Below are 13,267 nucleotides of genomic sequence, written 5' to 3'. Positions count from 1 at the left end.
GTCCAGGAGTGGAAGGTCACGGTGACGGTCCGGCAGCAGTAGCCGCCCCGCGGCCGGCCCGGCGCGGCTCAGCCCGCGAGGTGGCGCACCTGGTCCCACAGCACCGGGTCGACCACGCCCACCCGGCGCCGGAAGTCCCCCACCGGCACCTCCCGCTGCTCGTCGGTCTGCAGGAAGCTGGGCCGCCCGTGCGCGTCGCCGACCGCGCCGGGCGGCAGCGGGATCACCCCGGCGCGCTCGTCGTGGTACTTGCTGGTGATCTTCGCGACGGTGGCCCGGTTGCCGCGCACCGCCAGCACCAGGCAGGGGCGGTCCTTGGACTCCGCGCGGTCCTCGTAGGGCACGTTCGCCCACCAGATGTCGCCGGGGTGCGGGCGCGTCCGGGAGCGGTCCCGGGCCCCGGGGCGTCCGGGCGGCCGCAGCCTGCGCCCGCCGGGCCGCCGGCCCCGCCCCCCCGCGGCAGGGGGATGGTCACACCGCCCACCAGACGGTGGTGTCGGCGGGCAGCTCCACGACGCCCTCCCCGTGGGAGACCGGCTCGTTGGAGAGGAGGAACCGGCCGGGCAGCGGGACGGATATGGCCCGACCGGTGGTGTTGGCGGTGCAGACGAAGCCGTCGCGGCGGAAGGAGAGCACACCCTCCGGTGCCTCCAGCCACTCGACGTCCTCGCCCGCACCGAGTTCGGGGCGCTCGCGGCGCACGGCGAGCGCGCTGCGGTACAGCTCCAGGGTGGAGCCGGGGTCGCCGGCCTGCGCCTCGACGCTGAGCCCGCCCCAGGTGGCGGGCTGCGGCAGCCAGCTGCCGCCGTCACCGAAGCCGTACGAGGTGCCCTCGACGGTCCACGGGATGGGCACCCGGCAGCCGTCGCGGAAGCCGTCCTGGCCGGTGGCCCGGAAGAACGACGGGTCCTGGCGGACCTCGTCGGGCAGGTCGGTGACGTCCGGCAGGCCGAGCTCCTCGCCCTGGTAGACGTAGGCCGATCCGGGCAGCGCCAGCATCAGCAGCGTCGCGGCGCGGGCGCGGCGCAGACCGAGGGCGCGGTCGCCCTGCTCGCGCAGCTGGGTGCCGAGGCCGGCCGGGTTGGCGAAGCGGGTGGCGTGCCGGGTGACGTCGTGGTTCGACAGCACCCAGGTGGTGGGCGCGCCGACCGGGCGCATCGCGGCGAGCGAGGCGTCGATCACCCGGCGCAGCTCGACGGCGTCCCAGTGGGTGCCCAGGTACTGGAAGTTGAACGCCTGGTGCATCTCGTCGGGGCGCACGTAGTGGGCGGTGCGCTCGACGGTCGGGGTCCACGCCTCGGCGACGAGGACGCGCTCGCCGTCGTACTCGGAGAGGACCTGCCGCCAGGAGCGGTAGATCTCGTGGACGCCGTCCTGGTCGAAGAAGGGCATGACGTCGTTGCCGAGCAGCTTGAGCTGGTCGTGGGCGCCGATGTCCGGCAGTCCCGCGGCCTTCACCAGTCCGTGGGCGACGTCGACGCGGAAGCCGTCGACGCCCATGTCGAGCCAGAAGCGCAGGATCGAGCGGAACTCGTCGCGTACGGCCGGGTGCTCCCAGTTGAAGTCGGGCTGCTCCGGCGCGAAGAGGTGCAGGTACCACTCGCCGGGGGTGCCGTCGGTCTCCTCGACCCGCGTCCAGGCGGGGCCGCCGAAGATGGACTCCCAGTCGTTGGGCGGCAGTTCGCCGCTCTCGCCCTTCCCCGGGCGGAAGTGGTAACGCTCGCGCAGCGGGGAGCCGGGACCCTCGCGCAGCGCGCGCTGGAACCACTCGTGCTGGTCGGAGGAGTGGTTGGGGACCAGGTCGACGATGATCCGCAGGCCCAGCTCGTGCGCCTCGCGGATGAGCGCGTCGGCGTCGAGGAGGCTGCCGAACATCGGGTCGATGGCCCGGTAGTCGGCGACGTCGTAGCCGGCGTCGGCCTGCGGGGAGGCGTAGAAGGGGCTCAGCCAGACGGCGTCGACGCCCAGGTCCTTCAGATACGGAAGCCGGCCGCGGATGCCTTCCAGGTCGCCCATGCCGTCGCCGTTTCCGTCGGCGAAGCTGCGTGGGTAGACCTGGTAGATCACCGCGTCTCTCCACCAACCCGTGTGCGTGCCGGTGGTCGGGGCGGCGTCGGGGGCAGCGAGGTGCTGGGTCATGTCTTCCTTGAGAGGTAAGGAGGTGCGTACGTGTGGGGTGTTCGGGCTCAGCCCTTGACGGCGCCGGCGGACATGCCGGTCACCAGGTGCCGCTGGGCGAAGAGGAACACCAGCGCCGCGGGGATGGCGATGAGCACGGAGGCCGCGGACATCGGACCCCACTGGGCGCCGTACTGGTTGACGAACTTCTGCAGGCCGCCCGCGAGGGTGAGGTTCTCGTCGCCGACCATGAACGCGGAGGCGTAGGCGACCTCACCCCAGGCGGTGATGAAGGAGTAGAACGCCGTCACCGCGATGCCGGGCTTGGCCAGCGGCAGGATCAGCCGCCAGAAGGTGCCGAACGGGTTGAGGCCGTCGACCTGGCCCGACTCGTCGATCTCGCGCGGGATGGTGTCGAAGAAGCCCTTCATCATCCAGGCGCAGAAGGGGACGGCGATGGTCAGGTACGTGATGACCAGACCGGCCGCCTTGTTGAGCAGCCCCAGCGAGGACATGATGTTGTAGATCGGCACGATCAGGACGGCGACCGGGAACATCTGGGTGATCAGCAGCGTCCACATCAGTCCGCGCTTGCCGGGGAACCGGAAGCGGCTGACGGCGTAGCCGGTGGTGGAGGCGATGAAGACGCCAAGGACCGTCGTGAGGCCGGCGACGAGCAGCGAGTTGCCGAACCAGGTGAGGAACTCGGTGTTCTCCAGCAGGTCGGTGTAGTTCGCGAGCGTCGTCTCCTTGAAGAAGTCCGTCGTGGTCGCGTACTGCGCCGGCTTGAGCGAGGTCAGCAGGACCCACAGCACGGGGAAGACGGCGATCACGGAGGCGACGATCAGGGTCGCGTGCAGCCCGACGGAGGCGAGCGGCGAACGACGGCCTCGGGTGGGCGTGTTGGTGGCGGTGGTCACCAGACTTCTCCCTGCTTGCGGAGGACGCGCCGGTAGATCGCGGCGAAGACCATCAGGAGGACCAGGATCAGGACGCCCCAGGTGGACGACTGGGCGAAGTCACGCGGGCTGATCTCGAAGGAGAACTTGTACGCCTGGGTGACCAGGATCTGCGTGGCCTCACCGGGTCCGCCCCGGGTGAGCAGGAAGATCACCGGGAACATGTTGAAGGTCCAGATGGTGCTCAGCAGGATCACGGTGGTGGACACCGAGCGCAGACCGGGCAGCGTGATGTTGCGGAAGCGCTGCCAGGCGTTGGCGCCGTCCATCTCGGCGGCCTCGTAGAGCTCGCCGGGGATGGACTGGAGCCCGCCGAGGAGGGCGACCATCATGAAGGGGACGCCGAGCCAGACGTTGACGGCGATGACCGAGAACTTGGCCCAGGTGGGGTCGTTGAGCCACGGCACGGCGTCGATCCCGGAGCCGCCGAGGATCTGGTTGAGCAGACCGTTGTCCTGGTTGTAGAGGAAGCGCCAGGCGAAGACGGAGACGAAGCCGGGCACGGCCCAGGGCAGGATCAGCAGCATCCGGTAGACGGAGCGGCCGGCGATCCTGCGGTTGAGGATGTTGGCGAGGGCCAGGCCGAGGCCGAAGGTGACCGAGACGCAGGCGACGGTCCACACCAGCGTCCAGCCGAGCGTGCCGAGGAACTGGGTCCCGGTCAGCGCGTCGACGTAGTTGTCCAGGCCGACGAACTCGTAGGTCGCCGGGATCTGGTTGACACCGATGCTCCGCGCGACGTTCCGCTCGTTCGCGTCCGTGAGCGAGAGGTAGATGCCCCGGATCAGCGGATAGCCGATGATCACGCCGATCACGACCACCACCGGAGCGACCATCGCCCAGGCGTACCAGTGGGTGGAGAGGGAACGGCGAACCTTCCCCTGGGGGTTGCCAGTACCACGGTGCCGGCCGCGGGCGACATCGCCCGCGGCCTTCACCGCCGACTGGCTGCTGGTGTCCACAGCCATCAGCCGGCCTGCCTTCCTGTTACTTCCAGTCCTTCAGGAGCTTGCGGTAGGAGTCACCCGTCGCCTTGGCTCCCTTGTCGGGGGTGGTCTGCCCGGTCAGGACCTTCGTGTACTCGGTGACGAGCGGGGCGAAGAGGCTGCCGGTCTCGGGGATCCAGGGGCGCTCGACGGCCTTGTCGACGACCGGCTTGAAGAAGCTGATCATCTCGTTGCTCGCGACGTCGGGCTTGACGTAGACGGACTCGCGGGTCGGGAGCAGGCTGAGCTCCTTGGCGATCTGCGTCTGGGTCTCGACCGAGGTCATGTACTCGGTGAAGGCGTACGAGGCGTCCAGGTTCTTGGAGCCGGCGTAGACCGCGAGGTTGTGGCCGCCCTGCGGGGCGCCCTGACCGGCCGAGCCGGCCGGGACCGGGGCGATGCCCAGGTTGGCCTTGTCGGCGAACTCCTTGCCGGCGTAGGTGTCGGCGACGGCCCACGGGCCGTTGATCATCATGGCGACCTTGCCTTCCTTGAAGGCGGTCTGCATGTTGTTCCAGCCGTCGGTGGCGTCGGTCTTGGCCGCGCCGGAGTCGACCAGGTCCTTGACCGTGGTCAGGGCCTTCACACCGGCGGCGTTGTCGACGGTGACGGTCTTCGACTCGGCGTTGACCAGGTCGCCGCCCTCGCCGTAGAGGAAGGAGAGGAACCAGTAGGCGTCGTCGCCGCGCAGGTAGAGGCCGGTCTTGCCGGTCTTGTCCTTGATCGTCGCGGAGACGGTCTTCAGCTCGGCGATGGTCTTGGGGACCTCGACGCCGGCCTCCTTGAAGATCTTCTTGTTGTAGAAGATGCCCATGGAGTCGATGACCTGCGGCACGGCGTAGGTCTTGCCGTTGTACTGGGTCGAGGCGGCGGCCTGCTTCAGGAAGTCCTTGTCGTCCTTGAGCGCGGCGGTGCCGTCGAGCGGGGCCAGGTAGCCGAGGTCCGCGAACTCGGGGGTCCAGGCGACCTCGGAGCGGATGACGTCGGGGGCGCCGGAGCCGGACTGGGCGGCGTTCTTGAACTTGTTCTGCGCCTCACCGAACGGCACGTTCACGTACTTGACGGTGACCTTCGGGTGCTTCTTGGTGAAGTCCTCGGCGATCTTCTTGAAGACCTTGTCCTCGGAGCCGACCGTGGAGGTGTCCCACCAGGTCACGGTTCCGGAGAGCTCGCCCGAGCTCTTCGAGCCGCCGTCCTTCGAACCGCCGTCGCTTCCGCACGCCGCCAGGGTCACGCCCAGGGCCGCGACCAGCGCGGTGGCCGCTATGCCACGCCGCATGTGAACTCCTTCAACTGAATCCCGGGGTGACGAGGGGCTGGAACCTGCCTCATGCGACCGCTCCCTCGCGGCGCTCCGGGTTGCCAGGAACGTAACAGGGATGAAAACGAGCCGAAAGAGCTTGCGAGAAGTTTCTGCAAGGACCGGCGATCGTTACACCCGCGTGTCCTGAAGGTTGCCGACGAGTCGCTTGACAGCGGACCTCAGGGGCCTCTCAGGCCCTCTTGCGGCTGCTCCCGAGCCCTGCAAGTCTTTGCATCATCTCTTGCAGGACCGTTTCACGTCAGCTTCGACCTCGTTGTCAGTACGACGCCCAGCCCCTGGAACACGCGAGAGGGACACCGCACATGGCCCACGAGCTCACCTCACCGTCGCTGCCGGACTCCGCAAGCTCTTGCGCAAGCGCCGCCCGCACCGGCTGGTGGCGGGACGCCGTCATCTACCAGGTGTACGTCCGCTCCTTCGCGGACAGCGACGGCGACGGGATCGGGGACCTGCGCGGCGTACGGGAGCGGCTGCCGCACATCGCGGGGCTGGGCGCGGACGCGGTCTGGCTGACCCCCTTCTACGCCTCCCCGCAGGCGGACGGCGGGTACGACGTGGCGGACTACCGCGCGGTGGACCCCGTCTTCGGCGACCTCGCCGACGCCGACGACCTGGTGCGCGCGGCGCACGGGCTCGGTCTGAAGGTGATCGTGGACATCGTCCCGAACCACACCTCGGACCGGCACCCCTGGTTCGAGCTGGCGCGCGCGGGGGTGGGCCGGGACCGGTACGTCTTCCGGCCGGGGCGCGGGCCGGGCGGATCCGAGCCGCCCAACGACTGGGAGTCGGTCTTCGGCGGCCCGGCCTGGACACGGGTCGCGGACGGCGCCTGGTACCTCCACCTCTTCGCGCCCGAGCAGCCCGACCTGAACTGGAAGAACGAGGAGGTACGGGCCGAGTTCGACTCGGTACTCCGCTTCTGGCTGGATCTGGGGGTGGACGGCTTCCGGATCGACGTCGCCCACGGCATGGTCAAGGCGGAGGGCCTGCCCGACATCGGGCAGGGTCAGCAGGCGAAGCTGATCGGCATCCAGCGGCTGCCGTTCTTCGACCAGGACGGGGTGCACGAGATCCACCGCGGCTGGCGCCGGCTCCTGGAGTCGTACGGCCCCGAGCGCATCGGCGTCGCGGAGGCCTGGGCGCCGACGCCGGAGCGGCTCGCGCTGTACGTGCGCCCCGACGAGCTGCACCAGGCCTTCAACTTCCAGTTCCTGAACTGCGCGTGGGACGCGGAGGCGCTGCGGGCCGTCGTGGACGAGTCGCTGCGCGCCACCGCCTCGGTCGGCGCCCCCACGACCTGGGTGCTCTCCAACCACGACGTCGTCCGGCACAGCACCCGGTACGGCAGCCCGGAGCGGGCCCGGGCGGCGGCGCTGCTGATGCTGGCGCTGCCGGGCTCTGCCTACGTCTACCAGGGCGAGGAGCTCGGTCTGCCCGAGGTCGTGGACCTCCCGGACGAGGTCCGGCAGGACCCCGCGTTCCTGCGCGGCGACGGACAGGACGGGCTGCGCGACGGCTGCCGGGTCCCGCTGCCGTGGGAGGCGGACGGCCCGTCGTACGGCTTCGGGCCGGCCGGTTCCTGGCTCCCGCAGCCCCCGGAGTGGGCCGGGCTGAGCGTGGCGGCGCAGACCGCGGACCCCGCCTCCACCCTGGAGCTGTACCGCCGCGCCCTGCGGCTGCGCAGGGAGCACCCCGCCCTCGGCGCGGGCGACGCCGTCGAGTGGCTGGACGCCCCGGAGGGCGTGCTCGCGTTCCGCCGGCGGGCCGAGGGAGGCGACCTCGTGGTCACGCTGAACACGACGGCGCGGGGGGTGGACATGCCGCTCACCGGCTCGCCGCTCCTGAGCAGCACGGCGCCCGAAGGGGCCCGCGCCGACGGGGGGATCGGCGGCACCGCCGCCGTACTCCCCTCCCCCGCAGGGGAATTCGGGCGGGGCGCGGCGCTCGCGCACAACGTCCGGGTTCCCGCCGACTCCTGCGTTTGGTGGGCAATCTGACGTGCGACCGGTACAGTCCAATCCCATGACCGCGCGGCTTGCCGACATCGCAGCCCAGGCGGGGGTCAGTGAAGCCACAGTCAGCCGCGTGCTCAACGGCAAGCCCGGTGTGGCCGCGGCCACCCGTGAATCCGTGCTTGCCGCACTCGACGTCCTCGGATACGAGCGTCCGGTACGGCTGCGTCAGCGCAGCGCCGGACTCGTCGGGCTGATAACCCCCGAACTGGACAACCCGATCTTTCCCGCCCTCGCGCAGGTCATCGGGCAGGCCCTGACCCGCCAGGGCTACACCCCCGTGCTCGCCACGCAGACCCCCGGCGGCTCCACCGAGGACGAGCTCACCGACATGCTCGTCGAGCGGGGCGTCTCCGGGATCATCTTCGTCTCGGGGCTCCACGCCGACACGACCGCCGACATGACGCGCTACGACCAGCTGCGCGGCAAGGGCGTCCCCTATGTCCTCATCAACGGCTTCTCCCCCAAGGTCCAGGCCCCCTTCGTCTCGCCCGACGACCGGGCCGCGATGCAGCTGGCGGTGACCCACCTCGCCGCGCTCGGGCACACCCGGATCGGGCTCGCGGTGGGCCCGAAGCGGTTCGTGCCGGTGCTGCGCAAGATCGAGGGCTTCCAGCGCGGGATGAAGGAGCGGCTCGGGCTCTCCCCGGAACAGTCCGAGGAGCTGATCCAGCACTCTCTGTACACGCTGGAGGGCGGGCAGGCGGCGGCCGGGGCCCTGATCTCCGCCGGCTGCACGGCCGTCGTCTGCGCGAGCGACATGATGGCGCTCGGCGCCATCCGGGCCGCCCGCCAGCAGGGTCTGCGGGTCCCCCAGGACGTCTCCGTGGTCGGCTTCGACGACTCCCCGCTCATAGCGTTCACCGATCCGCCGCTGACCACCATCCGCCAGCCCGTGCAGGCGATGGGGCAGGCGGCGGTCCGGGCGCTCCTGGAGGAGGTCGGGGGCACCCCGGCACCGCACAGCGAGTTCGTCTTCATGCCTGAGCTGGTCGTTCGCGGTTCAACCGCCTCTGCCCCCAGTCAGGGAAACCCCTGACGGTCCCTCCCCGGTCCATCCCCCTCAGGATGGAGCGTGTGCGTCCCGAACCCGACGGAGGGATGATCGGACGAGGGGAATGGATCTGGCAGACTCTCCTCCCATGGGTGAAGCGACCGTGAAGAGTTTGGAAGGCAGCACGGCGGCCAGCCCGTCACCCATTCCGGACGGTGGCGGTGTGCGGGCCCGGCTGCGCATGCCCCGACGCCCCCGGATCTGGTTCGAGATCCTGCTCATCGGCGTCAGCTACTGGACGTACTCGCTCATCCGCAACGCGGTACCGGAGCAGAAGACCCAGGCACTGAAGAACGCCGACTGGATCTGGGACGTCGAGCGGTCCCTCGGGCTCGCCTTCGAGCAGAGCGTCAACCATGCCGTGAACTCGGTGACATGGCTGATCGTGTCGATGAACTACTACTACGCCACCCTGCACTTCATCGTCACGATCGGTGTGCTGGTGTGGCTGTACCGATGGCACCCGGGGCGTTACGCCGCGTCCCGGACCGTCCTGTTCGCCACCACCGGCGTGGCCCTGGTCGGTTACTACCTGTATCCGCTCGCGCCCCCTCGGTTGATGAACGGCCAGTCCTTCGTCGACACGGTCCTGGTCCACCACACCTGGGGCTCGATGGCCTCGGGCAACCTCAAGCAGATGTCGAACCAGTACGCGGCGATGCCGTCGATGCACATCGGCTGGTCGCTCTGGTGCGGTCTCATCATCTTCGCCCTGGCCTCGGCCCCCTGGGCACGCATCCTCGGCCTGCTCTACCCGACGGCCACCCTGGTCGTGATCGTGGCCACCGCCAACCACTTCTGGCTGGACGCGGTGGGCGGCATGATCTGCCTCGCCTTCGGCTTCACCCTCTCCTACTACATGTACGGCGCGCTGCCGAAGCGCCTGCCGAAGAGGGTGGAACCGGCGGCGCCGGTGGCCCGTGGCGGCTCGTCCCCGCGGTCCGCGGCGGGCGGGTCCACGGCGGACCGCGAGGACGAGCGGGACTCCGAGCGCGAGCGGCAGCGGCTGACCCGCTAGGGGGCCGGGGGCCTGTCCTCCGGATCAGCCCCGGTGGGTGACGCGGCCGCCCGCGAGCGTGAGCCGGATCGGGGCCTGTTCGGTCTCGTCGGCGGGAGCCTCGGCCGGGTCGACCGTGAAGGCGGTCAGGTCCGCCCGGAGTCCCGGGGCGATCCGGCCCCCGAGGTGCTCCTCCCCCGCGGCGGCCGCCGCGTGCGTGGTCAGGCCCTCCAGCGCCATCAGCCCCGTCAGCCCGTGCCGTGCGGACGCGGCTCCGCGGGGAGCCTGCGCGGTGGTGAGGACCTGCCGGGCGTCGTAGTGGGCGATGGGCCAGTCCGAGCCGAGCGCGAGAAGCGCGCCCGCCTCCCGCAGGTCCCGGCAGCGCCAGGCACGGTCCGCCCGTACGTCTCCGAGCCTCTTCGACCACTCGTCGGTGTGGTCGGCGCGGGTGTACGCGGTGTGCGGGGGCTGCATGGAGGCGGCGACGCCGAGGGCGGCGAACCGGCCGAGCTGGTCGTCGGGGACGGTCTCGATGTGCTCGATCCGGTGCCGGGGCCCCGGGGTGCCGAGTGCCTCGACGGTGTCCAGGACGTGCCGGACGGCCGCGTCGCCGATGGCGTGCGTGGCGGTGCCGACGCCTGCCTCGTGGAGGTGACGGACGGCGGCGGAGTACGCGGCCGGGTCGGGCCAGAAGGCGTCCGTGCCCTGGCCGTGGCAGTCGGCGTGCTCCAGCCAGGCGGTGCCGCCCTCGACGGTGCCGTCCATGAAGAACTTCACCCCGCCGACCCGCCACAGCCGCCCGGACCGGGCCTGGAGCCGTACCAGCTCGTCCAGCTCCTCCGGGGTCGCGCCGGGCATGCACCAGGGTGCGAGCCGGAGCCGTAGCGGCAGGTCCCCGTCGGCCTCCAGGGCGGCGAGCAGCCCGGGTACGTCGTGCCCGCCGAGGTCCATGACGTGCGCGCCGGTCAGTCCGGTGGCGGCCATGGAGGTCAGCAGCGCGACGAGCCGGTCGCGCCGCTCGGCGTAGGGCTGCCGGGGCAGGACGGGGGTCATGAGGTCCATCGCGGCGTGCTCGACCAGATGGCCGGTGGGCCGTCCCCCGGTGTCGCACACGATCTCGGAGCGCTGGGCGAAGGCACGGGGGCCGTCGATGCCGGCCGCCTTCAGGGCGGCCTCGCTCGCGAGGGCCGAGTGTCCGTCGTAGAGGCGCAGGAAGGCGGGGGCGCCGCCCAGGACGTCCTCGACGAGGTCGCGGTGGATCGGCCGGCCGCCGAAGGCGTTGTGGTCGAGGGCGAAGCCGACGATCCAGCCGTCGCGGCGCTCGGCGGTGGCGAGGACCGCGCGCAGCTCTTCGAGGTCGCGTACGGCGGAGAGGTTGGTGCCCGTGGACATCTCCAGGCCCCAGACGGGGTGGCTGTGGGCGTCGGTGAGGCCGGGGGTGAGGGTGGCTCCGCCGAGGTCGATCGTCTCGGTGCCGGGTCCGCGCCAGGCGCGGGCGTCGGCGGCGTCGCCGACGGCCGTGATCACTCCGTCGCGGACGGCGACGGCAGTGGCGTGGGGACGTGCGGGGTCGAGGGTGCGGACGCGGGCGTCGACGAGGACGAGGTCGGGTGCGGACACGACGGCTCTTCTCCAGGGGTGGGTGCGGCGGGCTCGGCGGCGAAGCGGGCGTAGGTCTGCGGGCGCGTACGGCGGAGGCGGTACGCGAGGAGGAGCCCGAGGACGAAGACGGCGGGGACGAGGGAGACCAGGACGGTGTTGACGGTGGTGGAGGCGCCGGTGAAGAGGTCGACGTTGGTCACGACGAGGCCGATGGCGCCGGCGAGCAGGACGAAGGCGACGGCGGGGGCCACCACCGTGCGCAGCCTGCCCTCCGTGTGGCTGACGCGGCGGAAGAACAGCGGCACGGCGAGCGCCGCGAGGAGCTGGAGGACCATCAGTCCGATCATGCCCGGGGTGTTCACCCAGAGCAGCAGCTGCTGGTACGGGTCGGCTCCGGCGGCCGCGAAGCCGAGCACGACGACGGCGCCGAGGGCGGTCTGCAGGATGCCGGAGACGTACGGGGAGCGGTGGCGGGGGTGGACGCGGCCGAAGACCGCGGGCAGCACGCCTTCCTCGGCGAGCGCCAGGCCGTAGCGGTTGATGGCGTTGTGGAAGGCGAGCAGCGAGGCGAGGACGCTGGTGACGATCAGGATGTGCATCAGGTCCGCGGCCCAGGCGCCCACGTAGGTGGTGATGGCGGCGAAGAAGAGCCCGCCGGGGTCGTCGGTGGCTGCCTGGACGACCTTGTCCTGGCCGAAGGCCTGGATGACGGTCCAGACGACGAAGGCGTAGAAGAGGCCCAGGAAGCCGACGGCGATGTAGGTGGCGCGCGGGACGGTGCGGTCCGGGTCGCGGGCCTCGCGGCGGTAGATGACGGTCGACTCGAAGCCGGTGAAGGCGGCGAAGGCGAAGGCCAGGACGGCGGCGGAGCCGGGGACGAGCACGTTGCCGGGGGCGAAGGAGGCCAGGGAGAGTCCGTCGGCGCCGCCGTCGAGCAGGACGCCCCCGGCGAGCAGGAGGAGGATGCCGGTCTCGGCGACGAGGAGGACGCCGAGGACCTTGGCGCCGAAGTCGATGGACCGGAAGCCGCCGTACCAGATGAGCAGCAGTCCGGCGAGGGAGACGGGGAGCCAGGGGATGTCGACTCCCCAGAGGGCGTGACCGGTGTCGGCGGTGGCGGTGCCGAGCAGACCGTAGACGCCGATCTCCATGCCGTTGTAGCCGAGCATGGCGAGGAGGGCTGCGGCGATGCCGACGGGCTTCCCGAGCCCTCGGGTGATGTACGCGTAGAAGGCGCCGCCGCTGCGGACGTGGCGGCTCATGGTGGTGAAACCGACGGCGAAGACCGCGAGGGTGATGCCGGCGAGGAGATAGCCGGCGGGGGCGCCGATCCCGCCGAGGACGACGGCGATGGGCGCGACGCCGGCCATGACGGTGAGCGGGGCGGCGGCGGAGACGACGAAGAACGAGATGTCGGCGGTGGAGAGCGTGCCGGTTCTCAGCCCCTCGGGAGCGGTGGTGGTCTGTGAGGACATGGGAGGGGAGGCCCTTCCGCGACAAGAAACCTAAAGGCTTTCGGTTTGCGCAATGTAACCTCGCGTTCAACGATTCGGGAAGACCTGACCAGGGGGAATTCATTCATGGGCCGGCCGCGCAAGCCCCTCCTCGACCGCGAACGCATCACCACGGTGGCGCTCGAACTCGTCGACGAGCGGGGCGAGTTCAGCGTCCCTCAGATCGCCAGACGGCTCGGGGTGCAGACGGCCTCGGTGTACCACCACGTGGACGGCCGCGACGGGATCGTGGAACTGCTGCGCGAGCGGGTCAGCGAGGGGATCGACGGGTCCACCCTCGACGCCGGGCCGTGGGACGCGGCGCTCGCGACCTGGGCGCGCTCGTACCGGTCGGCCTTCGCCGCCCATCCCCGGGCGATCCCGATGCTGATGACCTCACCGGTCCGGGCCCCGATGGTGCTCGCGCAGTACGAGCGGGCGGTGACCCTGCTGCTCGCCGTCGGCTTCGACAACGCCGACGTCATGACGGTGATCGTCGCGCTGGAGAACCTGGTCCTGGGCTCGGCGCTCGACCTCGCCGCCCCGGACACCATGTGGGAGCTCCCCGACGAGGTCACGACTCCGCGCCTGGCCGAGGCCCTGGTGGCCATGGGACCGGCCCGCGCGGACGCCGCCTTCGAACTGGCCCTGGACGCCTTCCTGATCCACTGCCGGACGCTCCTGGAGAACGCGGACGGCTGACCTCTACGCCCCGTAGGACC

The 13,267-nt window shown here is 71.0% G+C and carries 10 protein-coding genes and 1 pseudogene; 4 read left to right on the top strand and 7 right to left on the bottom strand.

The features are described from left to right. Positions 1-68: 68 nt before the first annotated feature. The 5 genes and pseudogenes from ACZ3IJ_RS24340 to ACZ3IJ_RS24320 form a co-directional block, all read right to left on the bottom strand. Positions 69-452: pseudogene (locus ACZ3IJ_RS24340) on the bottom strand (type II toxin-antitoxin system PemK/MazF family toxin); the annotation flags it as partial. A gap of 19 nt (positions 453-471) precedes the next feature. Continuing rightward, entirely contained in the window at positions 472-2,139 is a 1,668-nt protein-coding gene (locus tag ACZ3IJ_RS24335) for a glycoside hydrolase family 13 protein (protein WP_467471380.1), read from the bottom strand. A 47-nt stretch (positions 2,140-2,186) separates the two neighbouring features. Further along, positions 2,187-3,041, bottom strand: coding sequence for a sugar ABC transporter permease (locus ACZ3IJ_RS24330; protein WP_391798124.1), 855 nt, complete (start codon positions 3,039-3,041; stop codon positions 2,187-2,189). Continuing rightward, the gene (locus ACZ3IJ_RS24325; RefSeq protein ID WP_391797730.1) at positions 3,035-4,045 is read right to left on the bottom strand and encodes a carbohydrate ABC transporter permease; all 1,011 of its coding nucleotides are present in this window, start codon (positions 4,043-4,045) and stop codon (positions 3,035-3,037) included. Before ACZ3IJ_RS24325 ends, ACZ3IJ_RS24330 begins: the two co-directional genes overlap by 7 nt. A 19-nt stretch (positions 4,046-4,064) precedes the next feature. Further along, positions 4,065-5,342, bottom strand: coding sequence for an extracellular solute-binding protein (locus tag ACZ3IJ_RS24320; RefSeq protein WP_467471377.1), 1,278 nt, complete (start codon positions 5,340-5,342; stop codon positions 4,065-4,067). Positions 5,343-5,689: 347 nt separating this feature from the next. On the opposite strand from ACZ3IJ_RS24320, the gene ACZ3IJ_RS24315 reads away from it, so the two are divergent. From ACZ3IJ_RS24315 to ACZ3IJ_RS24305, 3 genes are all read left to right on the top strand, one after another. Further along, a complete protein-coding gene (locus ACZ3IJ_RS24315) occupies positions 5,690-7,384 on the top strand; it encodes a glycoside hydrolase family 13 protein (RefSeq protein ID WP_467471375.1) in 1,695 nt (564 codons plus the stop codon). Positions 7,385-7,409: 25 nt separating this feature from the next. Then, positions 7,410-8,438, top strand: a complete 1,029-nt coding sequence (locus ACZ3IJ_RS24310; protein ID WP_352188314.1) for a LacI family DNA-binding transcriptional regulator — start codon at positions 7,410-7,412, stop codon at positions 8,436-8,438. 103 nt (positions 8,439-8,541) lie between these two features. Next, a complete protein-coding gene (locus ACZ3IJ_RS24305; protein ID WP_467471373.1) occupies positions 8,542-9,471 on the top strand; it encodes a phosphatase PAP2 family protein in 930 nt (309 codons plus the stop codon). Between the two features lie 24 nt (positions 9,472-9,495). On the opposite strand, the gene ACZ3IJ_RS24300 is transcribed toward ACZ3IJ_RS24305, so the two are convergent. Then, the gene (locus ACZ3IJ_RS24300; RefSeq protein WP_467471371.1) at positions 9,496-11,070 is read right to left on the bottom strand and encodes an amidohydrolase; all 1,575 of its coding nucleotides are present in this window, start codon (positions 11,068-11,070) and stop codon (positions 9,496-9,498) included. Continuing rightward, on the bottom strand, positions 10,974-12,527 hold the full coding sequence (locus tag ACZ3IJ_RS24295) for an APC family permease (RefSeq protein WP_467471369.1): 1,554 nt from the start codon (positions 12,525-12,527) through the stop codon (positions 10,974-10,976). Before ACZ3IJ_RS24295 ends, ACZ3IJ_RS24300 begins: the two co-directional genes overlap by 97 nt. A 105-nt stretch (positions 12,528-12,632) precedes the next feature. Here ACZ3IJ_RS24295 and ACZ3IJ_RS24290 point away from each other — a divergent pair, with 105 nt between their 5' ends. Then, on the top strand, positions 12,633-13,247 hold the full coding sequence (locus ACZ3IJ_RS24290) for a TetR/AcrR family transcriptional regulator (protein WP_467471367.1): 615 nt from the start codon (positions 12,633-12,635) through the stop codon (positions 13,245-13,247). Positions 13,248-13,267: the final 20 nt, after the last annotated feature.

The organism is Streptomyces sp. NPDC013317, assembly GCF_055563155.1.
The sequence above is the reverse complement of the archived record's forward strand: the minus strand, read 5'-3'. Positions and strand labels throughout refer to the sequence as shown.

What these genes read in the sequence shown, in the direction of transcription:
- ACZ3IJ_RS24310 (WP_352188314.1), top strand. Translation starts at nt 7,410, where the DNA reads ATGACCGCGCGGCTTGCCGACATCGCAGCCCAGGCGGGGGTCAGTGAA.
- ACZ3IJ_RS24315 (WP_467471375.1), top strand. Translation starts at nt 5,690, where the DNA reads ATGGCCCACGAGCTCACCTCACCGTCGCTGCCGGACTCCGCAAGCTCT.
- ACZ3IJ_RS24290 (WP_467471367.1), top strand. Translation starts at nt 12,633, where the DNA reads ATGGGCCGGCCGCGCAAGCCCCTCCTCGACCGCGAACGCATCACCACG.
- ACZ3IJ_RS24320 (WP_467471377.1), bottom strand. Translation starts at nt 5,342, where the DNA reads ATGCGGCGTGGCATAGCGGCCACCGCGCTGGTCGCGGCCCTGGGCGTG.
- ACZ3IJ_RS24295 (WP_467471369.1), bottom strand. Translation starts at nt 12,527, where the DNA reads ATGTCCTCACAGACCACCACCGCTCCCGAGGGGCTGAGAACCGGCACG.
- ACZ3IJ_RS24325 (WP_391797730.1), bottom strand. Translation starts at nt 4,045, where the DNA reads ATGGCTGTGGACACCAGCAGCCAGTCGGCGGTGAAGGCCGCGGGCGAT.
- ACZ3IJ_RS24305 (WP_467471373.1), top strand. Translation starts at nt 8,542, where the DNA reads ATGGGTGAAGCGACCGTGAAGAGTTTGGAAGGCAGCACGGCGGCCAGC.
- ACZ3IJ_RS24335 (WP_467471380.1), bottom strand. Translation starts at nt 2,139, where the DNA reads ATGACCCAGCACCTCGCTGCCCCCGACGCCGCCCCGACCACCGGCACG.